This is a genomic window from Xanthobacter oligotrophicus, assembly GCF_008364685.1.
Classification (GTDB): domain Bacteria; phylum Pseudomonadota; class Alphaproteobacteria; order Rhizobiales; family Xanthobacteraceae; genus Xanthobacter; species Xanthobacter oligotrophicus.
Map to the genome: position 1 here is coordinate 36,435 of NZ_VTTL01000011.1, position 19,552 is coordinate 55,986.

Sequence of the window (19,552 nt, forward strand, 5' to 3'; positions counted from 1 at the left end):
GCTTTTCTTTGTCTTGATCTTGAATTACGTTGGGTAAGTATTGGCAATTACTGGAATTGTAATAATCCAATAGTACACGCAGCCTATTTCGTTAGTGGTATTATTCTGCGATTATTGATGCTGACATAGTCGGCGAGTCTCTCCGGCCGGTCTCAGGTTCTGCCTGGGGCACCGGATGAGAGGTTGGGCGCACCGGCGGGATTGGGAAATCCGGGTCGGGTTGCCGCGGTTCGATCGGGGGATCGAATGTGAGGAAGGGATTTGAAATGAGTGCTCCCACGCGATCCTGGACTGCCGGCCGCCGGCTGCGGTCCGCAGCCCTCGGGGCGGGCTCCTTTTTCGCCGTGGCGGCGGCGCTGCTCGGCGGCCCGGTAGCGATGGCTGCCGATGTCGCGACCCCCGCTCCTGCGGCTGCGGAGGCGCCCGCAGCGGAGGCTCCTGCCTCCATCGCGCCGCAACTCGGCTGGCTCGGCGACTGGGGCGGCTACCGCACCAAGCTTGCAGATGCGGGCATTCAGGTCGGCGTCAACTATATCGGCGAGCTCTGGCGCAACACCACCGGCGGCCTCGGCACCGGCACCGCCTATAACGGTCGCTTCCTGTTCACCCTCGATGCCGATCTCGACAAGCTGTTCCAGTGGAAGGGCGCGACTTTCCACGCCAGCGCGCTCCAGATCCAGGGCTCGGGCTTTTCCGGCCAGTATCTCGGCAACATCATGGGCGTCAGCGGCATCGACGCCCTGTCGAGCACCCGCCTGTTCGAGCTCTACATCGAGCAGTCCTTCGCCGACGGCAAGGCGACCTTCCGCTTCGGCCAGCTCGCCGCCGATTCGGAGTTCGGCATCAGCGACAATGCGAGCCTGTTCCTGAACTCCACCTTCGGCTGGCCCGCGCTGTTCGCGGCCGACCTGCCGAGCGGTGGGCCGGCCTATCCGTTGGCCACCCCCGGCGTGCGGTTGAAGCTGCTGCCCACGGATGATTTTTCCATCATGCTCGGCCTCTTCAACGGCAATCCCGCGCCTTGCTGCGGCGATCCGCAGGAGGAGAACCACAACGGCCTGAACTTCCTGGTGGACCAGGGCGTGTTCGTGATCGGCGAAGCGGCCTACAGCTACAACAAGGGCGAAGGTGCGGCATGGCTGCCCGGCACGGTGAAGGTCGGCGCGTGGTATAATTCCAACGCTTTCCCCAACCAGCGCTATGACGTGTTCGGCCTGTCGCTGGCGAACCCGGAAACGGTGGGCATCGCGGCCAACATTCATGGCGACTATGCCGCCTACGCCATCATCGACCAGATGATCTACCGCGTGCCCGGCAGCAAGGATAAGGGCATCAGCGTCTTCGGTCGCATCATGGCGGCGCCGAGCGCCCAGAACCAGATCGGCTTCTATGCCGATGGCGGCATCAACTTCAAAGGCCTGGTGCCCTACCGCGAGGATGATGCGTTCGGCATTGCCTTCGGCACCACGCGGGTCACGTCCGCAGCCCGCGGGCTGGACGCGGACACGGCCTATTACACCGGCTCCTACTACCCGGTTCGCGGCAGCGAAACGGTGCTGGAAGTCACCTATTCCGCGCAGGTCACGCCGGGCTTCACCATCCAGCCGGATTTCCAGTACATCTGGAATCCGGGCGGCGGCGTCCTCAACCCCAACGATCCGCTCGGCCTGACCAAGGTTTCCAATGCCGCCGTGTTCGGCGTGCGGACCACCATCAATTATTGAGGCGGTCTCACCGGCCAGAGGGCGGTCCTGACCAGGGCGCGCTTCTGGCCGGAGGCTCAGATCCTGAACCTTCCTCCGCCCGCGTCGGCTAGCCCGACGCGGGCGGAGGGCTTTCGGGACGTCATCGAAATGTGCTGAACTCCCGTATCGGCGTGAGGCCTCCCTCGGGGGACCCGCAGGCCGGAGCAGCCTGTTGCGAACGAGCCGCGGCGGCCTAAAGTCAATGTCGCCCGTGATTTCACTCACGCGGCAATGGCGAAGCCGGCCCGGCGCCTGAGCATCCCCGACCGGCATCGCGCCGGCATCGACCTGCTGTCGATCTGGCTTCGGTCAACCCCAGGCGGCCGGTGCTATAGTCAGGGCACGACACAGGGGCGGCGGCGGATGGTTCGGAAGAGCGTGGACGGGGCGGGGCCGGTGGCAGGTCGAACGACGCGGCAAAGCCTGCTGCCCCTGGTGCTCGGCCTTTTCGCTTTCGCTCTGCTGTGCGCCTTCACCCTCGCCGCTGGCCGCGGCCCCATCGAGGCTGATCTCGATTCGGCGGCGGCGGACATCCTCGCCCGAACCGGGGAGGGCTGGGCCTTTGCCCATTTCGAGGGGCGCGACGCCACGCTGGAGGGCGAGGCGCTGGCGGAGGAGGCGCGGGCCAAGGTGCGCGGCTCCCTCGCCGGCATGTTCGGCGTTCGGGTGGTGCATGACGCCACCACCATCCTGCCGGTGCGGCGCCCCTTCACCTTCAGCGCGGTGAAGGACGGCCGCGTCATCGCCCTCGACGGCTACGTGCCGTCGGCGGATGCGCTCGCCCGCATCGTCGCGGCCGCCCGCGCCGGCGGCGACCAGGTGGCGGGCCAGGAGCGCCTGGTGCGGGCGCGCGGCGCGCCGCCCGGCGATTTCGCGGCTCTCGTCACATTCGGCCTCGCCCAGCTCAAGAAGCTGCCGTCCGGCCGTATCACCCTCGCCGACGGGGCCATCGGCATCGAGGGCCGCGCCCGCGACCTTGCGAGCTACGATGCTCTCGCCCAGACCATGCTCGGCCCCCTGCCGGACGGCATGGTGCTGGCCCGCTTCGCGGTGCGCCCGCCGGTGGCCTCGCCCTTCTTTTGGTCGGCGGTGCGCGACGGCACGGTGCTGCGCCTGAGCGGCTTCGTGCCGTCGTCGGAGGCGCGCGGCGAGGTGGCCGCGGCTCTGTCCTCCGCCGTGCCCGGCATCGGCATCAAGGACGACACCCGGCTGGCCGATGGCGCACCGGCCACCGAGCTGTGGCTCAAGGCGGTGCGCTTTGCCGGCCAGGTGCTGGCGCAGCTTCCCGAAGGCCGGGTGACGCTCTCCGACAGCACCATCGCGGTGGAGGGGGCGGCTCCCAGCTTCCCCGCCTTCGACCAGTTGCTGGCCCAGCGCCGCGCCCCGCCCGACGGCTTCCAGATCACCCGTTTCGCCGTGGAGCCGCCGCGCGCGGCGCCCTTCACCTGGCGCATCGAGCGGTTCGCCGAGGCGGTGCGGCTATCGGGCTATGCGCCTTCGGAGGAGGCGCGGCGGCTGCTGGTGGATGCCACGCGCGCGGCCTTCCCCGGCGTGCAGGTCTCCGACGACATGCAGCTCGCCTCCGGCGGGCCGGCGCCGGAAGTGTGGGCCAGCGCGGCAAGCTTCGCCGTGGGCCAACTGGTCAAGCTGCGCACCGGGGCGGCCGACGTGGCGGGCACCCAGGTAACCCTCTCCGGCGAGGCGGCCGATTCCGTCACCTTCCTGTCGGTGATGCAGGCGGTGAAGGCGCCGCCGGCGGGGGTGAGCGTGGTGGCGGACGACCTCGAGCCGCCCGCCATCTCGCCCTATGTGTTCTCGGTCCGCCGCGAGGGCGACGAGCTTACCGTCTCCGGCTTCTATCCGGACGCGGCGGCCCACGCCGCCATCCGTGCGGCGCTGGAGCGCGACTTCCTGCGCGAAAAGGTGAATGATGTGTCCGCCGTGGGCGGCGGCGCGCCGGACGGGTTCCTGCCCGCCGTGCTGGCGGCGTTGACCCAGCTGTCGCGGACCGGAACCGGGGAGATCAGCATCGTCGATGGCCAGCTGCGCCTCACCGGCACCGCTTTGACCCCGGCCGCCGCCAGCGAGATGGATGCCGAGCTGAAGCGGGCCGTGCGCCCGCCCTTCATGGTGGAGACCGCCATCGACGCGGCCATCGCCCCGCCGCCGGCGGATACGGCTACCTGCGGCCGGCAGGTGGGGGAGCTTCTGGCGCGCGGCACCATCCGCTTCGCCAGCGGCAGCGCCGAGATCGACCGGCACAGCCGGGGCCTGATCGACCGCCTCGCGGTGGCGCTCAAGCGGTGCCCCACCGCTGTCGTGCGCATCCTGGGTCACACCGACGGGGTGGGGGACGCCGAGTTCAACAAGCGCCTGTCGGAGGCGCGGGCCAATGCGGTGCTCGCCTATCTCGTGACCGCGGGCGTCGCCACCGATCGCCTGAGCGCGGCGGGCTTCGGCGCCGGCCAGCCGCTGGCGCCCAATGATACCGAGGCGGGCAAGGCGCTGAACCGCCGCATCGAGTTCGAGGTGAAGGAGCGCGCACCGTGATCTATCTCACCATCGCCTTGTGGCCTTATCTTCTGGGGGCGGTGGGAATCGGCCTCGCCACCGGCTATGCGCTCGGCCGGCTGAACCCGGGGAGGCGTGCATGACAGCCTTCACCATCGAAGTTCTGCTGCTTCTGGCCCTGGCCTTCCTGCTGGGGCTTGCTGTGGGTTTCAAGCTCGGCCGCCGCGCCGCCCCTTCGGCTGAAAGCGGGGCGCCGCCCGTGGCCGCGTTCACGGGCCGGCTGCCGGTGCACGAGGAAGGCGAGAACGGGGTGGATGAGCGCCGGGCAGGAGAGCGCGGGACAGGGGGCCGCGTGCCGCCGTCGGCGCTGCCCTTCTCCGCCACGCCCTCCGACCCCGGCTCCCATGATAGCGCCCATGACACCGCATCGGACCCTGTGGCTCCGAGTTCGCCGCTTCAAGGAGAGCCGCTCCATCTGCCGCCGCGTCCGGTGCCGGCACCGCGCGAGCTGGACCTGTTCTCCCGGCTCGGGCTGAGCCCGAACCTCGCCTCCCTGCCGCCGGAACCGGAGGACGAGCCCCTGCCATTGCCGCTGCCCCCGCCGGTGGTGCGTGAGAAGGGGCCGGACGGCCATCCCGGCGTGCGACCGCCCACCCTCGACGCGCCGGAGGGGGAGGGGGCGGACGACCTCAAGCTGCTGAAGGGCATCGGCCCGCAGAACGAACGCCGGCTCAACGCGCTCGGCATCTACCATGTCCGCCAGATCGCGGCCTGGACGCCGGATGAGGCGGCCTGGGTGGGCAGCTATCTGGCCTTTCCCGGCCGCATCGAGCGGGAGAACTGGATCGGCCAGGCCCGAGCCCTCGCCGCCGGCGCGCCGCCGCCGGAGAGGGGCGGGCGCCCGCAGGGGTGAGGTGAGGGGGCTTCGGTCGGCACGAAGGGCGACGCTTAGGCGGGGCACCACTTGAACCTGCTTCAAAAGAGCTGGGCTGTTGCCGCGTTCGCCTCTCAGGGATCGAGAGCCTTCTCGGAAATGTTCGATTGCTGAGCCGGGTGTTTCGCCGTCATGCCCGGCCTTGAGCCGGGCATCCACGTCCAACCATCTGAGCATTCGTCAGAAAGCTGCGCCCGGCCGTGCCGCGTGGATGGCCGGAACCCGCATGTTTGCGGGTTCCGCTCTCGGGAACGGAAGTCGGCAACAGCCGACTTCCGGGTCAAGCCCGGCCATGACGACCGATGATCTCGGAAGAGTTTCCACAAGGACCTCGGCCGGACATCCCCGACTTAAGAGGGGTCACTGGCGCCCCCTCTAGCCAGCCCCCCTCAGCGGCCGCCGCGCAGGTCGGCTTCCATCTGCAGCTTGGAGGGGATGTTGAAGCGTACCTTGTAGACTTGGTAGTTCTCCATCACCCGCTGCACATAGTTGCGGGTCTCGGAGAAGGGGATGGATTCCACCCAGTCCACCACGTCCACATCCGGGTCACGCGGGTCGCCGTAGCGCTGGATCCATTTGGCCACGCTGCCGCGTCCGGCATTGTAGGCGGCGAACACCAGCACGTAGTTGCCGCCGTAATTCTGCACCAGCTCGCCCAGCTCGGCGGCGCCGAACTGCACGTTGTAGGACTGGTCGCTCATGAGCCGGGATTCGCTGTAGGGCACCCCGGTCTTCTTGGTGACCTCGCGACCGGCTTCGGGCGTTACCTGCATCAGGCCCATGGCCTTGGCGCTGGAGAGGGTGCGCGCGTTGAACTGGCTTTCCTGCCGCGCCACCGCATAGATCGAGGCCTTGTCCACCGGATTGCCGATGGGGGTGTAGCTGGGCAGGCCGAAAGTGGGGAAGGCTTCCGCCTCCAGGGGATGGCCCTCCGCGAGGCCCTCCTTGCCCACCACCAGGGCGCCGCGGGCGTCGCCGTTGGCCTCGGCGAGGTCGGCCAGCATGGAAAGCTGGGCCGGGTCCTCCATGCGCCAGGCGAGGTCGTAATAGATGGTCAGGGGAATGTCGCGCTCCCCCACGGCATAGAGCATGCGGATGGCCTTCACCGGCTCCAGCCGGGCGAAGGTGTTGCGGCTGTCGAACGAGGGCGAGGGCGAGCGCAGCACCACCGGCGCCATGCCGAGCTTGGTGCGCGAGAGCTGGCCGTAATAGGTGGCCGGGAAACGCGCCGCCGCCTGGAAGCGCTCGCGGGCGCGGCCGCCGTCGCCCATGGCCTCTGCCGCCCGCGCCTGCCAGTAATAGGCGCGCGACAGGGTGATGGGGTGCTTCTGGTCGTCGTCGATCTTGGCGAAATGCTGGGCGGCGGTGCGCGGGTCCTTCAGGAAGCGCAGGGCGATCCAGCCGGCGGTGAAGTGCTGCTCGGCGCGGTAATTGTCGGCCTTGGGCGGCACGCCGGTGGCGGCCACCTTGTAGGCGGTCTGGGCATCACCGGCTTCCAGCAGCTCGCGGGCGACGAGGCGGCGCTCGATCCACCATTCGTCCGGATCAGCCCGGACCTGGTCGGAGGTGGCGCCGGCCAAAAGCGCGCGCGCGGCGTCCTGCGGCTTGTCGGCCCGGCGGGCGAGCTGGGACTTGGCGAAAAGATAGGCCGGATCGCTCGACAAGTTGAACGGCACCTGGGCCAGCAGCTTCTCGCCGTTGGCGTCCTTCTTGGCGATGGCCATGCGCGCCTTGGTGAGGGCGACGATGTCGGAGCCGGCGCGGGCGGCGGCGCGCAGGGCGCGGTCCGGATCGGGCTTGTAGCTGAAGCGGTCGGCCCGCAGCTTGTGGTCGGCGCGGGTGAGGAAGCCGGAGAACTCGTCGATGATCTTCGATTCGAAGCTCTCGTTCAGCTCGTCCTCACGCCAGGCCTCGCGCACCCAGTCGGCCGCGTCCGAGCGGTTGCCGGCGGCGACGAGGTAGCGGGCGAGCGCGATCTTGCCCTCGCCGGAGAGCGGCGGTTGTTCCGCGAAGAAGTCGCGCGCCTTGGCCGGGTCGCGGTTCTCCTGGAACAGCACCCGCTCGGCGCGGCGGCGCAGGGTGTTCTGGGTCGGCCAGCCGGGCTTGTCCTTCAGGAACTGGTTGATGGCGTCGAAGCCGAGGTCGTTGGGGGCGTGGCGGATGACGAGCCAGGTCACGAGCGTGCGCGCCGCCGGATCGTCGAGCTGCTGGGCGGCGCCCATGGCTTCAGCCGCGCGGCCGTTCTTCGCGGCGTTCACCGCCACCTTCAGCGCGGCGAGATCACCGCCGGGAATGTTGGACGAGGCGCCCAATGTCGGCGCCACCTGGGGGGCGGCGGCCGGGGCTCGGGCGGTGGCCGGCTTGCCCGAGGGCTTGGACGCGGCGGGCTTCGATGCGGCAGGCTTGGCCGCATCCTTGTGGGCCTTGGCGTCCTTGCCGGACTTGGCGTCGGCCGACGCCTTGGCATTGCCGGTCGACTTGGGGGCGGCCTTGGCGTCCTTGCTCTTCGAATCCTTGGTCTTGGCGTCGTGGGCCTTGGCGTCCTTCGCCTTCGAATCCTTGGCCTTGGTGTCCTTGGCGGTGTCCTTAGAGGAGGCCGGCTTGGCCGTCGGCGTGGTCTCCGCGAGAGCCGGCATCGCCCCGCTCCACGCGAGGGCGAGCGCAAGCGCGCTCACGGAAATCAGGCTCGAAACAGGCGACATGCAATGTCCTCGCGGCGCGTTCGGTTCGCTTGATGTGATCTTGCGGCTTCCCCCTCCGCCATGTTCCGCCAGCCGTGTTGACGAAACCCTAACCAGATTGATCGCGTAAACAGGGCGAAAACGCGGCTCATGACCCAGCGTCGGTTGCAAGCACAGCGATCCCTCACCGGGGTGCCGCACTTTCGCGAAAGAAAGGCGCATCGGCCTGCGGGCGCGGCGCCCGCGCTGTCGTCAGGGCGCCGGCGGGGGGCCGGACGCGTGGTGTCGTCGCGTGCCCCCTTTCCGGCCGGCCGGCAAAAGGATAAGGGTCAAGGCCCGCCCGCCGCTCATCCGAGCCGGCGTGGCGCCGGGATGTTCGCGCGCGGGCTTAAGGTTCGCGTGCAGACGGTCCCGGCCAATCAACAACCCCCGCGAGGCTGACCTCACCGGCCAGCCGATAAGCCCCAGGAACCCAAGGCGTTCGCCATGTCGCCCATTTCGTCTGCGTCGCGCTTCCGCGGCTCGTTTACCGCTCTCGTCACCCCGTTCCGCGACGGCGCGCTGGATGAAAAGGCGTTCCGCGCCTTCGTGGACTGGCAGATCGCCGAAGGCACCCACGGCCTCGTGCCCGTGGGCACCACCGGAGAGAGCCCGACCCTCTCCCACGAGGAGCACAATCGCGTGGTGGAATGGGCGGTCCAGCAGTCCGCCGGCCGGGTGCCGGTGATGGCGGGCGCCGGATCCAACAACACGGCGGAGGCGGTGGGCCTCGCCCGGCATGCCGAGAAGGTGGGCGCGGACGCCCTGCTGGTGGTGACGCCTTATTACAACAAGCCGACCCAGGAAGGCCTCTACCAGCACTTCAAGGCCATCGCCAACGCGGTGGAGCTGCCGATCTTCATCTACAACATCCCGAGCCGCTCGGTGATCGACATGTCGGTGGAGACCATGGCGCGGCTGTTCGAGATCAAGAACATCGCCGGCGTGAAGGATGCCACCGCCAACCTTGCCCGCGTCTCGCTGCAGCGGCAGGTGCTGGGGCCGGACTTCATCCAGCTTTCGGGCGAGGATGCCACCGCGCTGGGCTTCAACGCCCACGGCGGGCAGGGCTGCATCTCGGTGGCGTCCAATGTCGCCCCGCGCCTGTGCTCGGACTTCCAGCTCGCGTGCCTTGCCGGCGACTACAAGGCGGCGCTGGCCATCCAGGACATCCTCATGCCGCTGCATACGGCGCTGTTCGTGGAGACCAATCCGGCGCCCACCAAGTACGCCCTCTCGCTGCTAGGCAAGATGAGCGAGGAGGCGCGGCTTCCAATGGTGCCGGTCTCCGAGACCACCCGCGCCGTGGTGCGCAGCGCCATGGTGCACGCAGGCCTCATCAACTGAGCGCCGGTCTGCTATCCTTCGCCCATGACCAAGCTGCTGGAACAGGCCATCGCCGAGATCCGCAAGCTCTCCGACGCGGAACAGGACCGCGCCGCCGAGCTGCTTCTCGGCCTCGTCCACCGGGGCGAGGATGGTGCGGGTGAGGGCGGGGGGGCGGATTACCAGCTGACGCCGGAGCAGGTGGCGCGCATCGAAGACACCATGCGCCGCATCGAGGATGGCACCATGACCTTCGCGAGCGAGGAGGAGATGGGCGCCGTCTGGGCGCGCTTCGGCCTGTGAAGCTGCGTTACGCCGCGCCGGCGCAGCGTCATCTCGAGGAGATTTTCGCTTACATCGCCAGCGACAATCCCGCCGCCGCGCGGCGCGTGATGGCTGACCTCCGGGCTGCCGCCACGCTTCTCAAGGCGGCCCCGCACTCGGGTCGGCCGGGTGCGGCGGCCGGTACCCGTGAATGGGTGGTGAGGCGTCGCCCCTATATCGTCGTCTACCGGATCGAGGCTGATGACGAGATGCTCACCATCCTCGGCATCTTCCACACCGCCCGCCTGCGCCCCTGACCCCTCCCGCTTGCCTGAGCGGTGCGTCGAGACCACATTCCCACCATGAGCAGCAAGAAGACCGAAGCCCCGCGCAAGATCGCCGCCGACAACCGGCGCGCGCGGTTTGATTTCGAGATTGGCGAGACCTTCGAGGCCGGTGTCATGCTCACCGGCACCGAGGTGAAGAGCCTGCGCACCGGCAAGGCCACCATCGGCGAGAGCTATGCCGCCCAGAAGGCCGGGGAGATGTGGCTCTACAACGCCTATATCCCGGAATATCTGGAGGCCAACCGCTTCAACCACGAGACCCGCCGGCCCCGCAAGCTGCTGCTGCACAAGCGCCAGATCGCCAAGCTCGGCCACGCGGTGGAGCGCGAAGGCATGACCGTGGTGGCGCTGAAGATCTATTTCAACGATCGCGGCCGCGCCAAGGTGGAGCTGGCCCTCGCCAAGGGCAAGAAGGCCCACGACAAGCGCGAGGCCTCCAAGGAACGCGACTGGGCGCGCGACAAGGCGCGCCTCATGCGCGACCGCGGCTGATCGGGCGGGGAGGGGACAAAGGGAGGGGAGATGGCCGGAAAGATCGCGTTCGACCATTGCGTCGTCCATGTGAGCGACTTTGCGCGCTCCAACGCCTTCTATGCGGCGGTGCTGGGCGCGCAGGTGGTGCCGGCGGGCGCAGGCTTCGCCTATCGCTTCGGCGACCGCCAGCTCAACCTGCACGGGCCGGGAGTGGACCCGGTGCCGGTGGCGCGGCTGCCGGTCCAGCCCGGCAACAGCGACCTGTGCTTCCGCTGGGACGGCCCCATTGCCGAGGCGGCGGCGCATCTTGCCGCCCATGGCATTACTCCGGAGCTGGGCCCGGTGCCGCGCTTCGGCGCGCTGGGGCGGGGCAACAGCCTCTATTTCCGCGATCCCGATGGATCGCTTCTGGAATTCATCTCCTATGACCAAGCGCCGGGGGAGCAGCCATGACGACCTATAACAGCCTGCCGGACAGCCTTCCCGCGCCGGAGGACGACGGCCACGCCGCCCACCTGCCGGGGCTGGAGCTGCCTATCATCCCGCTGCCGTCCACCGACGGGCGGCTGGTCGACCTGTCGGCCCTGTCGGGCCTTGCGGTGGTCTACGCCTATCCCCGCACCGGCGTGCCCGGCGAGCCCTTGCCCACGGGCTGGGACGAGATCCCCGGCGCGCGGGGCTGCACCCCGCAATCCTGCGCCTTCCGCGACCATTTTGCTGACCTCAGGGCGGCGGGGGCGGAGCATGTGTTTGGCCTCTCCCTGCAGGATACGGCCTACCAGCAGGAGGTGGCGGAGCGGCTCCACCTGCCGTTCCCGCTCCTGTCCGACCACCGGCACGAGCTGACCCATTCCATCCGCCTGCCCACCTTCACGGTGGAGGGCACGATGCTGCTGAAGCGCATCACCCTCATCATCGAGGACGGCGCCATCTCCCACGTCTTCTATCCGGTGTTCCCGCCGGACCGGAACGCGGCGGACGTGCTGGCGCACCTTCATGGCAAGCGCGCGCAGGACCAGGAGTAGGATCAGGACGGGGCCGGTTCAGGCGGCGTCGAGATAGGCTCGCACCGCAGCGAAGACGGCGCGGAACATGTCCGGCGTCAGCACCCGCGTGTTGGTGTTGTAGCGCGAACAATGGTAGCTCGCGAACAGCCGCACCGGACCCATGGTTCCATCCGCGATGGTATCGGTGGCGCCGTGGCCGAACTTGAGCCGCGAGGCCTTCTGCCTCAGCGCCGCCAGCGTCGAATCGTGGGCGATCTTGCCCAGCGTCACGATGGCCGACAGGCGCGGCATGGCGGCCATGGGCGCGGACAGGAACGGCCGGCAGGTGCGGATTTCCTCCGGCGTCGGCTTGTTCTGCGGCGGCACGCAGCGCACCGCATTCACGATGCGGGCATCGGTGAGGGAGAGGCCGTCTTCCGGATGGGCGCCATAGGTCCCGGTAGCGAAGCCGTATTCGATCAGCGTCGCGTAGAGCAGGTCGCCGGCATAGTCGCCGGTGAAGGGGCGTCCGGTGCGGTTTGCCCCGCGCAGGCCGGGGGCGAGGCCTACGATGAGCAGGCGCGCATCTTCCGGCCCGAAGGCCGGCACGGGGGCGTTGTGCCAGCCGGGTTCGGCCGCCTGCCACTCATGGCGGAAGTCGGCAAGGCGCGGGCACAGGGGGCAGTCGGCCCCCGGCTCCAGAGCCGCCCGCGCGGGAACCCGGGCAGAAGAGGCCCGGGCAGCGGTAACCTTGGCCATGGTCAGCGATCCGAGGCTCAGGTTTCGCCGGGGTCGCTGGCGGTGGCGGCGGCGCCGCGGCGCTCCAGGAAGCGGGGCGTCTCCGACATGCGGCCCTGCCGCTCGGAGGGGTCGCGCCCGATCTTGGGCTGCAGATCCACCAGGTCGATGAAGACATCGGCCTGGCGGCGCAAATCGTCGGCGATCAGCGGCGGCTGGGTGGAGATGGTGGACACCACCGACACGCGCACGCCCTTGCGCTGGAGCGCCTCCACCAGCGAGCGGAAGTCGCCGTCGCCGGAGAACAAGACGATATGGTCCACGTGCTCCGCCAGTTCCATGGCGTCCACGGCGATCTCGATGTCCATGTTGCCGCGCACGCGCCGGCGACCCTGGGAATCGGTGAATTCGCGGGCGAGCTTCGTGACCACGGCGTAGCCGTTGTAGTCCAGCCAGTCGAGCAGCGGGCGGATCGAGGAGTATTCCTGGTCCTCGATCAGTGTCGTGTAATAGAACGCCCGCAACAGATACCCACGGCTCTGGAATTCCTTCAGGAGCCGCTTGTAGTCAATGTCGAAGCCGAGCGCTTTGGTAGCTGAATATAGATTGGCGCCATCTATCAGAAGAGCGATCTTTTCCAGGCCCTGCATACAAAGGTCCGCCGATGGAATGGGATGGGCGTAACAGGAACGGCTGCAAACCACGTCCTACGTTCGCCTTTCTCCGACGAAGGCCGGCCCAAAGCAAGCGAAAAAGGCAGGACGGTCTTGCCCATCATGGTGAATTGCTGTACTGACCCGCTCTTCCCAAGGCCGATAGTTGCGCCTTATGCGCATGAGGGAGTGACGAGCCCATGGCCCGTGTCACGGTTGAAGATTGCATCGACAAGGTGGACAACCGGTTCGAGCTGGTCCTGCTCGCCGCCCACCGGGCGCGCATGATCTCGTCCGGCGCCCAGATCACCGTTGATCGCGACAACGACAAGAACCCCGTGGTCGCCCTGCGCGAGATCGCCGACGAGCACGTCGGCCCCGAGGATCTGAAGGAAGACCTCATCCACTCGCTGCAGAAATACACCGAGGTGGACGAGCCCGAGCCCGAGGCGGTGCCCATGATCGCTTCCGGCGACAGCTCGGGTGGCGAGGACAGCGACGTGATGCTGGACCGCATGACCGAGGAAGAGCTGCTCGCCGGCCTCCAGGGCCTGGTGCCGCCGGAGCACACCGACGACGACGAGGGCTGATCGGCTGGGCTGATCGAAGCCGCGCGCTCGCGTGCAGCTTTGGTGGCCGTAGCGCTATCCACGGCCGGGCCAGTCCCGGCCGTTTCGTTTTGCGGTCGGCGAACGAGGTTGCCCCTAAACCGATTTATCGGACCCGTTGACGGGTTTGCAGCTGAGTCCTATGGTCCCGCCATGCATTGTTCCGGATACGAGATGCCGGGTTTCCCCCCGGCCCTGCGGCGAATTCCGCGCCCGGTCGACATGGTCGGCCGGGTACTGACGCGCCGTCCGGGACGCTGATTTTACAGGCGCCGCTGCAACAGCAGCCGTGCCGCCTTGTGAAGCCCCCAGATCCGGCACGGCGCGATGACCGCAAGGGCCGCATGACCGCGAAGGTCTCTTGGTCCTTCTCGCACCGCCTGCGGCCGATAAGGCCCGTTTCCGATCCGGATCGTCCCATGTCCCATGCCCAATCCCTGCCCACCGTCGCCGCCGACGGCGCGGACCTCCATCGCCTCGTAGTGGAGGCCGAACCCGAGACCAACCTGCTGCTGCGCCTTCTGGAGCCGTTCGTGATCCACGACGTGCTGCCGTCCCGCGTGGCGTGCGCCGCCACGGGCGATGGCCTCGCGGTGGAGATCGTGTTCGCCGCCTCCGCCGATCTTGCGCAACGTCTCCATGGCCGGCTGTCGGTGATGGTGGGCGTGCGCCATGCGGTGCTTTCGCCGGCCGGCCGTGGCCGGGGCGCCCATTCCCCCGAACATCGCGCGGCGGCCCACCGCGCGGCCTGACGGATCTGCCATGCTGAGCACCCTCGCCGACATCGCCGTCATCGTTCTTCCGGTCTTCGGCATGGTGGCGGTGGGCTACATTGCCGCCAAGGTGAAGCTGGTGAGCGAGCGGGCCAGCGACGGGCTGGCCGAGTTCGTCTTCAGCCTCGCGGTGCCGGCGCTGATCTTTAAGACGCTGAGCGAATCGAGCCTGCCGGAGGCCCAGCCCTGGGGCTATTGGATCTCCTATTTCGCAGGCGCCTTCTTCGCCTTCGGGCTCGCCATGCTGGCGGCGCGCAAGCTGTTCGGCCGCAGCCCGCAGGAGGCGGTGATCCACGGCTTCGCGGCGGGGCAGGCCAACACCGTGTTCGTGGGCGTGCCGCTCATCCTGAAGGCCTACGGGCCGGAGGGGGCGGTGCCGCTGTTCCTGCTCATCGCCATCCACCTGCCGGTGATGCTGGTGGCCGCCACAGTGCTGATGGAGGGCAGCGCCGGCTTCTCCCGCGCCACCGCGATGAAGCTGGTGAAGGCGCTGGCCCTCAATCCCATCCTCATCGGCATCTATGCCGGCGCGCTCGGCCGCGTGCTCGGCATCCAGGCCACCGGCATCCCCAAGCAGATGGTGGACCTGATCGCCGCCGCCGCCACGCCCTGCGCCCTCATCTCGCTGGGCCTGTCGCTGAAGCGCTACGGCATGTCGGGGGGCGACCTCGCGCCGTCCGCGCTCATCAGCGGGCTGAAGCTGCTGGTGCATCCGGCGGCGGTCTACGGGCTCACCTTCCTGTTCCCCATGCCGGCCGTGTGGGCCGGGGTGGCGGTGCTGTTCGCCGCCATGCCCTCGGGCATCAACGGCTATCTTCTGGCCCAGCGCTACGGCATCGGGGTCGGGGCCTCCACCAGCGCCGTGTCCATGTCCACCGGGCTTGCGGTGCTCACGGTCGCGCTCTGGCTCTACGTGCTCGGGGTCGGCTGAGGCGACAGCCGCCGCAACACGTCCTGCGGCGTGGCGCCGGCGGCGCGCAGGGCATTGAGGCTGGTGGCGGAATTGCTCTTGGAGAGCTTGTAGCCGCTGTCGTCCAGGATCAGCCGGTGGTGGTGATAGGCCGGGGTCGGCAGGCCCAGCAGGCGCTGCAGGAGAACATGCACCGAGGTGGCGTGGTAAAGGTCCATGCCGCGGATGACGTGGGTGATGCCCTGCGCGGCGTCGTCCACCACCACCGAGAGGTGGTAGGAGGTGGGCACGTCCTTGCGCGCCAGCACCACGTCGCCCCAGCGGGCGGCATCGGCCTCCACGCTCTTGCGCGGGCCCTCCGGAACCCCTTGCGCCTCTTCCCAGGAAAGCGGCCCGCCGCCCATATCCCTCACCGCCGCGATGGACGCCGCCATGTCGAGCCGCACCACGAAGGGCGCGCCCTGGTCCCTGAGCGCGGCTCGCGCCGCATCGCTCATGGCCGCGCGGAGGAAGGGGTTGAGCGGCGCCCCGTCCGGATCGCGCGGGGCGGGGCGGCCGGTGGCACTTTCCAGCCCGATCACCGCGCCGGCAATCTGGGAGCGGCTCTCAAAGGCGGGATAGACCAGCCCCATGGCTTCGAGCCGGGCGATAGCGGCGGCATAATCGCCAAAATGGTCCGACTGCCAGCGCACCGGCCCATCGGGGAAGATGCCGAGCCAGGCGAGATCGTCGAGGATGCCGCGCGCGTATTCCGGGCGACATCGGGTGGTGTCGATGTCCTCCATGCGCAACAGGAAGGTGCCGCCCATGCGCCGCGCCGCCTCCACGTTCACCAGCGCCGAGAAGGCGTGGCCCAGATGCAGCCGGCCGTTGGGGCTGGGCGCGAAGCGGCAGGTGAAGGGCGCGGGGTTGGACATGGGGCTAGGATTAGAGCGTTTTCGCGCGAAGGGGATACCGGTTCGCGTGAACCACGCGGGTGGACACAGGATTCTCGCGCGCCAAAGAGCTGATGCGCATGGAAGGCATTTTTGCACGAGAGGGAGGCGATGATGAGGGAGCCGCACCTGGCCGACCAGCCGGCTTTTGAGCGGGCGCTGGACGATCTTCTCGCCCTCGACCCGCGCCTCGTGCCGCTGGTGGAGCTGGCCGGCCGGCCCGCCCTGCGCCGGCGCCCGCCGGGCTTTGCCGGGCTGGCGGCGGTGGTGGTGGCCCAGCAGCTTTCGGTGGCCTCGGCGCGGGCCATCCATGGCCGGCTGGAAGCCACCTTGGGCGGCGCGCCGAGCGTGGAGGGAATGCTGGTGGCGCCCCTCGAGGCCCTGCGCGCCGCCGGCCTCTCGGCCCCCAAGATCCGCACCCTCACCGGCATCGCCCGGGCGCTGGCGGAGGGGTCGGTGGACCTCGACGCCGTGGCCCGCATGGAGGCGGACGCCGCCGCCGAGATACTTACGCGCCTGCCCGGCGTGGGGCTGTGGACCGCCGACATCTACCTGTTGTTCTGCCTCGGCCGGGCGGACGCCTTTCCCCACGGCGACCTCGCCTTGCAGGTGGCGCTGGGCGAGGCCTTCGACCTGCCGGGACGGGCGACCCCCAACGGCCTGCGGGCGGTGGCGGAGGACTGGCGGCCGCTGCGCGGCGTGGCGGCGCATCTGCTGTGGGCGTATTATGGCGCGCGGCGGACCCGTCAGGGCGCGCCGGCCTGAGCATTGCTCCTATCGGTATTGCGGCATGACCTTTCCCCTCGACGGCGTTTCCCTCGACGATCCCATCCTCGACGGCCCGCGCCTGCGCCCGCGCAACGGCGGCGCGCCGGATTCCCTCGTGGTGCTGCTGCACGGCTATGGGGCCGACGGCCGCGACCTCATCGACATCGGCAATGCCTGGGCGGACCTTCTGCCCGGCGCCCTGTTCGTCTCGCCCCATGCGCCCGATCCCTGCGCGGGGGCGCCGGTGGGCCGCCAGTGGTTCCCGCTCACCTTCCGCGATCCCCATGAGCTGACCCTCGGCGCCGAGGGTGCCGCGCCCTTGCTGCGCGACTTCCTCGCCGAGGAGCTGGCCAAATACGACCTTCCGCCCGAGCGCCTCGCCTTGGTGGGCTTCAGCCAGGGGGCGATGATGGCGCTGAAGCTCGCCACCACGGCGCAGGTGGCCCCGGCGGCGGTGGTGGCCTATTCCGGCATGTGGGTGGATGCCGGGCGCAGCGACATCCAGCTGCCCGTGCGCCCGCCGGTCCTGCTGGTGCATGGCAGCGAGGACGAGGTGATTCCCGCCCAGGCCCTGTTCGCCTCGGCGCGGGGGTTGGCGGCGGCCGGCGTGCCGGTGGAATGGCACCTGAGCCAGGGCCTCGGCCACGGCATCGACGACGAGGGGCTGTTCCACGGCGGGCAGTTCCTCGCCGAGTTCCTGGGCAAGGCGCGCCCCTGAGCCAAGCCCGCGCGGCATTTGAGCGTAACCCACTTGGCATCGCTCGAAGACCGGGGCCGATGGTATGAGTCGTCACGCCCTATCCAACAGCATCCGGGCGTGGTTTGGCCGCGGCTTCACAAGGATGACACGGAGCATATAGAGTATCGCCCGTGCATCGGGATCGTCAGCGACGACTCGGTTGCGCAGACGAGGAGTTCGGTCCTTGACCACTGCTTTGTCACCAGGTGCCTGGCCAGCGCTCGTGCTCAACGCGGACTATCGTCCCTTGAGCTACTACCCGCTGTCGGTCTGGAGTTGGCAGGACGCCATCAAGGCGGTGTTCCTCGATCGGGTGAATATCGTCGAATATTACGACAAGGCGGTGCGAAGTCCGGGGTTCGAGCTCCGGTTGCCCAGCGTGGTATCGCTCCGCACCTTCGTGAAGCCTACGCGACAACCGGCCTTCACCCGCTTCAACGTCTTCCTGCGCGATCGCTTTTCCTGCCAATATTGCGGCTCGCGCGACGACCTCACCTTCGATCACCTCATCCCGCGCTCCCGGGGCGGGCAGACCACCTGGGAAAACGTCGTCGCCGCCTGCTCCCCCTGCAACCTGCGCAAGGGCAGCCATATGCCGGGCGACCTGGGAATGTGGCCGGCGCAGATGCCGTTCCAGCCCTCCGTGCACGACCTGCACCAGAACGGCCGCCACTTCCCGCCCAACTACCTGCACGAAAGCTGGATGGATTATCTCTACTGGGATACCGAACTGGATCCCTGAGCGTCGTGTGACGCCTTTACGTCACGCTTTGCGACGGGTTGTCGCGCCACCAAAGCCCACCACCGCCAGTCCCGCCGCGATCAGCGCGTTCCATCCCGCCATGGAAACCCCGAACAGCCGCCACGCCGCCTCGTCGCAGCGCGGCACCCGCGCGCCCTTCAGGGCGGACAGGACATTGCCCGTCATCACCGGTGCTCCGGTGCAGGCAGTGGGGCCGGTCCAGAACTTCCATTCGACGCCGGCGTGGAAGATGGCAAGGCCCATGTTGCCCACCATGGCGAGGCCGATGACGCCCAGCAGCACCCGCGCCAGCGTGGTCCGGCCGGAGCGCGCGGCGGCGAAGGCGAGCAGTCCCAACGGGATGGCGGCGTAATAGGGCAGCCGCTGGTCGAGGCAGAGCGGGCAGGGGGCAAGGCCCACCACGAGCTGGAAATACCACGCCGCCGCCAAGGCGAGGGCCGATCCGGTCACCAGCAGCAAGGCTGCCGTTTCGTCGATACGCTGGAGCAAAGTGAACGTCCTGAAAGGGGGCCGACGAGGCCCTTGCCGGAGCGCGATAGACCCGCCGCGCGCCCCTGTCCATGACCCGGCCGGGAGATGACGCGCAAGTGAGCCGGCCGTGGACCGGCCCCCTGCCGGAGCCCTCCGGAGGTGGCCGGTCACCTTGGAATGCTTCTTACTCAGGGGCACCTGTATGGCGCTGCGGTGCAATATGGGGTATAAATTTGCTAGTCGTCTTCGGAGGCATTCGCATTGCGTTTCTCCTTCGGCGGCATATTTTGGTTTTAGCTACACAGATTGCAGCCGAAATGAACGAGATGATCCGCTCCCGCTCCCCATTTGGTGCCCCCTTCGCGCAGGCCGATGCGCAGGACGAGCCGGTTCTTCCCGTCGCCCAGCTCCGCGACATCAACACCACCCGCCGGACCGGATGCCCGTTCCACGACGTGCGCGAGATGCTGAAGGACGTGGGCCTGCGCCCCACCCGACAGCGCCTCGCCCTCGGCTGGCTGCTGTTCGCCAAGGGCGACCGGCACGTGACCGCGGAAATCCTGCACGAGGAAGCCATCAAGGCGCGCTTCCCGGTGTCGCTCGCCACGGTCTACAACACCTTGCACCAGTTCACGGAATCCAGCCTCCTGCGGGAGGTGGCCGTGGACGGCTCCAAGACCTATTTCGACACCAACGCTTCCGACCACCACCACTTCTTCCTCGAGGGGCAGAACGACCTGCTGGATATTCCGGCGCAGGACGTGGCGGTCCAGCTTCTGCCCGAGCCGCCCGAAGGCTACGAGGTGGCCCGCGTGGACGTGGTTGTGCGCCTGCGCCGCAAGAGCACCACGCGCGGCTGAAGCCCTGTCACGGTTGAGTCGGGTTCG

21 protein-coding genes are annotated in these 19,552 nt (G+C 68.7%); 16 read left to right on the forward strand and 5 right to left on the reverse strand.

Annotation, left to right across the window (positions count from 1 at the left end; genetic code table 11):
• Positions 1-266 precede the first annotated feature (266 nt).
• The 3 genes from FZ033_RS18230 (at position 267) to FZ033_RS24675 (ending at position 5,169) form a co-directional block, all read left to right on the forward strand.
• A complete protein-coding gene (locus tag FZ033_RS18230; protein WP_149577506.1) occupies positions 267-1,724 on the forward strand; it encodes a carbohydrate porin in 1,458 nt (485 codons plus the stop codon).
• Between the two features lie 384 nt (positions 1,725-2,108).
• Positions 2,109-4,295 carry an OmpA family protein gene (locus FZ033_RS18235; protein WP_149577507.1) on the forward strand — a complete coding sequence of 729 codons (2,187 nt, stop codon included), beginning with the start codon at positions 2,109-2,111 and terminating at the stop codon, positions 4,293-4,295.
• 100 nt (positions 4,296-4,395) lie between these two features.
• Entirely contained in the window at positions 4,396-5,169 is a 774-nt protein-coding gene (locus FZ033_RS24675) for a hypothetical protein (protein WP_408068495.1), read from the forward strand.
• Positions 5,170-5,579: 410 nt separating this feature from the next.
• On the opposite strand, the gene FZ033_RS18245 is transcribed toward FZ033_RS24675, so the two are convergent.
• Positions 5,580-7,892: a lytic transglycosylase domain-containing protein gene (locus FZ033_RS18245; RefSeq protein ID WP_149577508.1), complete on the reverse strand. Its 2,313-nt coding sequence runs from the start codon at positions 7,890-7,892 to the stop codon at positions 5,580-5,582.
• Between the two features lie 465 nt (positions 7,893-8,357).
• Between FZ033_RS18245 and dapA the strand changes: the two genes are divergently transcribed.
• From dapA to FZ033_RS18275, 6 genes are read left to right on the forward strand one after another with little or no spacing between them, the layout of a single operon-like run.
• Positions 8,358-9,257, forward strand: a complete 900-nt coding sequence (gene dapA, locus FZ033_RS18250) for a 4-hydroxy-tetrahydrodipicolinate synthase (protein WP_149577509.1) — start codon at positions 8,358-8,360, stop codon at positions 9,255-9,257.
• Between the two features lie 24 nt (positions 9,258-9,281).
• Positions 9,282-9,539 (forward strand): hypothetical protein, encoded by a 258-nt coding sequence (locus tag FZ033_RS18255; RefSeq protein WP_149577510.1) that lies wholly within the window; start codon positions 9,282-9,284, stop codon positions 9,537-9,539.
• Positions 9,536-9,817, forward strand: coding sequence for a type II toxin-antitoxin system RelE/ParE family toxin (locus tag FZ033_RS18260; RefSeq protein WP_188079571.1), 282 nt, complete (start codon positions 9,536-9,538; stop codon positions 9,815-9,817). Before FZ033_RS18255 ends, FZ033_RS18260 begins: the two co-directional genes overlap by 4 nt.
• A gap of 45 nt (positions 9,818-9,862) precedes the next feature.
• Entirely contained in the window at positions 9,863-10,339 is a 477-nt protein-coding gene (smpB, locus tag FZ033_RS18265) for an SsrA-binding protein SmpB (RefSeq protein ID WP_138397647.1), read from the forward strand.
• Between the two features lie 30 nt (positions 10,340-10,369).
• The gene (locus tag FZ033_RS18270; protein ID WP_149577512.1) at positions 10,370-10,774 is read left to right on the forward strand and encodes a VOC family protein; all 405 of its coding nucleotides are present in this window, start codon (positions 10,370-10,372) and stop codon (positions 10,772-10,774) included.
• A complete protein-coding gene (locus FZ033_RS18275; RefSeq protein ID WP_149577513.1) occupies positions 10,771-11,346 on the forward strand; it encodes a peroxiredoxin in 576 nt (191 codons plus the stop codon). Before FZ033_RS18270 ends, FZ033_RS18275 begins: the two co-directional genes overlap by 4 nt.
• Before the next feature lie 18 nt (positions 11,347-11,364).
• On the opposite strand, the gene FZ033_RS18280 is transcribed toward FZ033_RS18275, so the two are convergent.
• Complete coding sequence (locus FZ033_RS18280) at positions 11,365-12,066, reverse strand: uracil-DNA glycosylase (RefSeq protein ID WP_149577514.1); 702 nt, start codon at positions 12,064-12,066, stop codon at positions 11,365-11,367.
• A gap of 17 nt (positions 12,067-12,083) precedes the next feature.
• Positions 12,084-12,695: a LabA-like NYN domain-containing protein gene (locus tag FZ033_RS18285; RefSeq protein WP_138397644.1), complete on the reverse strand. Its 612-nt coding sequence runs from the start codon at positions 12,693-12,695 to the stop codon at positions 12,084-12,086.
• 203 nt (positions 12,696-12,898) lie between these two features.
• On the opposite strand from FZ033_RS18285, the gene rpoZ reads away from it, so the two are divergent.
• The 3 genes from rpoZ (at position 12,899) to FZ033_RS18300 (ending at position 15,010) form a co-directional block, all read left to right on the forward strand.
• Positions 12,899-13,288 carry a DNA-directed RNA polymerase subunit omega gene (gene rpoZ, locus FZ033_RS18290; protein WP_012115809.1) on the forward strand — a complete coding sequence of 130 codons (390 nt, stop codon included), beginning with the start codon at positions 12,899-12,901 and terminating at the stop codon, positions 13,286-13,288.
• Between the two features lie 437 nt (positions 13,289-13,725).
• Positions 13,726-14,058, forward strand: a complete 333-nt coding sequence (locus tag FZ033_RS18295; protein ID WP_149577515.1) for a hypothetical protein — start codon at positions 13,726-13,728, stop codon at positions 14,056-14,058.
• 10 nt (positions 14,059-14,068) lie between these two features.
• Positions 14,069-15,010, forward strand: coding sequence for an AEC family transporter (locus FZ033_RS18300; protein WP_149577516.1), 942 nt, complete (start codon positions 14,069-14,071; stop codon positions 15,008-15,010).
• Here FZ033_RS18300 and gluQRS read toward each other — a convergent pair.
• Entirely contained in the window at positions 14,989-15,906 is a 918-nt protein-coding gene (gene gluQRS / locus FZ033_RS18305; protein ID WP_149577517.1) for a tRNA glutamyl-Q(34) synthetase GluQRS, read from the reverse strand. The two genes, FZ033_RS18300 and gluQRS, sit on opposite strands and share 22 nt — an antisense overlap.
• A gap of 132 nt (positions 15,907-16,038) precedes the next feature.
• Between gluQRS and FZ033_RS18310 the strand changes: the two genes are divergently transcribed.
• The 3 genes from FZ033_RS18310 to FZ033_RS18320 all read left to right on the forward strand — a co-directional run bounded on the left by FZ033_RS18310 (position 16,039) and on the right by FZ033_RS18320 (position 18,173).
• Positions 16,039-16,689: a DNA-3-methyladenine glycosylase family protein gene (locus tag FZ033_RS18310; protein WP_188079572.1), complete on the forward strand. Its 651-nt coding sequence runs from the start codon at positions 16,039-16,041 to the stop codon at positions 16,687-16,689.
• Positions 16,690-16,714: 25 nt separating this feature from the next.
• Entirely contained in the window at positions 16,715-17,410 is a 696-nt protein-coding gene (locus FZ033_RS18315) for an alpha/beta hydrolase (RefSeq protein WP_149577519.1), read from the forward strand.
• Between the two features lie 205 nt (positions 17,411-17,615).
• Positions 17,616-18,173: an HNH endonuclease gene (locus tag FZ033_RS18320; protein ID WP_149577520.1), complete on the forward strand. Its 558-nt coding sequence runs from the start codon at positions 17,616-17,618 to the stop codon at positions 18,171-18,173.
• Between the two features lie 21 nt (positions 18,174-18,194).
• On the opposite strand, the gene FZ033_RS18325 is transcribed toward FZ033_RS18320, so the two are convergent.
• A complete protein-coding gene (locus tag FZ033_RS18325; RefSeq protein ID WP_149577521.1) occupies positions 18,195-18,683 on the reverse strand; it encodes a disulfide bond formation protein B in 489 nt (162 codons plus the stop codon).
• Between the two features lie 299 nt (positions 18,684-18,982).
• Between FZ033_RS18325 and irrA the strand changes: the two genes are divergently transcribed.
• Positions 18,983-19,525 carry an iron response transcriptional regulator IrrA gene (irrA, locus tag FZ033_RS18330; protein ID WP_269149876.1) on the forward strand — a complete coding sequence of 181 codons (543 nt, stop codon included), beginning with the start codon at positions 18,983-18,985 and terminating at the stop codon, positions 19,523-19,525.
• Positions 19,526-19,552 lie beyond the last annotated feature (27 nt).

What these genes read in the sequence shown, in the direction of transcription:
- FZ033_RS18255 (WP_149577510.1), top strand. Translation starts at nt 9,282, where the DNA reads ATGACCAAGCTGCTGGAACAGGCCATCGCCGAGATCCGCAAGCTCTCC.
- FZ033_RS18280 (WP_149577514.1), bottom strand. Translation starts at nt 12,066, where the DNA reads ATGGCCAAGGTTACCGCTGCCCGGGCCTCTTCTGCCCGGGTTCCCGCG.
- FZ033_RS18300 (WP_149577516.1), top strand. Translation starts at nt 14,069, where the DNA reads ATGCTGAGCACCCTCGCCGACATCGCCGTCATCGTTCTTCCGGTCTTC.
- FZ033_RS18285 (WP_138397644.1), bottom strand. Translation starts at nt 12,695, where the DNA reads ATGCAGGGCCTGGAAAAGATCGCTCTTCTGATAGATGGCGCCAATCTA.
- gluQRS (WP_149577517.1), bottom strand. Translation starts at nt 15,906, where the DNA reads ATGTCCAACCCCGCGCCCTTCACCTGCCGCTTCGCGCCCAGCCCCAAC.
- smpB (WP_138397647.1), top strand. Translation starts at nt 9,863, where the DNA reads ATGAGCAGCAAGAAGACCGAAGCCCCGCGCAAGATCGCCGCCGACAAC.
- rpoZ (WP_012115809.1), top strand. Translation starts at nt 12,899, where the DNA reads ATGGCCCGTGTCACGGTTGAAGATTGCATCGACAAGGTGGACAACCGG.
- FZ033_RS24675 (WP_408068495.1), top strand. Translation starts at nt 4,396, where the DNA reads ATGACAGCCTTCACCATCGAAGTTCTGCTGCTTCTGGCCCTGGCCTTC.
- FZ033_RS18270 (WP_149577512.1), top strand. Translation starts at nt 10,370, where the DNA reads ATGGCCGGAAAGATCGCGTTCGACCATTGCGTCGTCCATGTGAGCGAC.
- FZ033_RS18315 (WP_149577519.1), top strand. Translation starts at nt 16,715, where the DNA reads ATGACCTTTCCCCTCGACGGCGTTTCCCTCGACGATCCCATCCTCGAC.
- FZ033_RS18295 (WP_149577515.1), top strand. Translation starts at nt 13,726, where the DNA reads ATGTCCCATGCCCAATCCCTGCCCACCGTCGCCGCCGACGGCGCGGAC.
- FZ033_RS18245 (WP_149577508.1), bottom strand. Translation starts at nt 7,892, where the DNA reads ATGTCGCCTGTTTCGAGCCTGATTTCCGTGAGCGCGCTTGCGCTCGCC.
- dapA (WP_149577509.1), top strand. Translation starts at nt 8,358, where the DNA reads ATGTCGCCCATTTCGTCTGCGTCGCGCTTCCGCGGCTCGTTTACCGCT.
- FZ033_RS18275 (WP_149577513.1), top strand. Translation starts at nt 10,771, where the DNA reads ATGACGACCTATAACAGCCTGCCGGACAGCCTTCCCGCGCCGGAGGAC.
- irrA (WP_269149876.1), top strand. Translation starts at nt 18,983, where the DNA reads ATGAACGAGATGATCCGCTCCCGCTCCCCATTTGGTGCCCCCTTCGCG.
- FZ033_RS18310 (WP_188079572.1), top strand. Translation starts at nt 16,039, where the DNA reads ATGAGGGAGCCGCACCTGGCCGACCAGCCGGCTTTTGAGCGGGCGCTG.
- FZ033_RS18235 (WP_149577507.1), top strand. Translation starts at nt 2,109, where the DNA reads ATGGTTCGGAAGAGCGTGGACGGGGCGGGGCCGGTGGCAGGTCGAACG.
- FZ033_RS18230 (WP_149577506.1), top strand. Translation starts at nt 267, where the DNA reads ATGAGTGCTCCCACGCGATCCTGGACTGCCGGCCGCCGGCTGCGGTCC.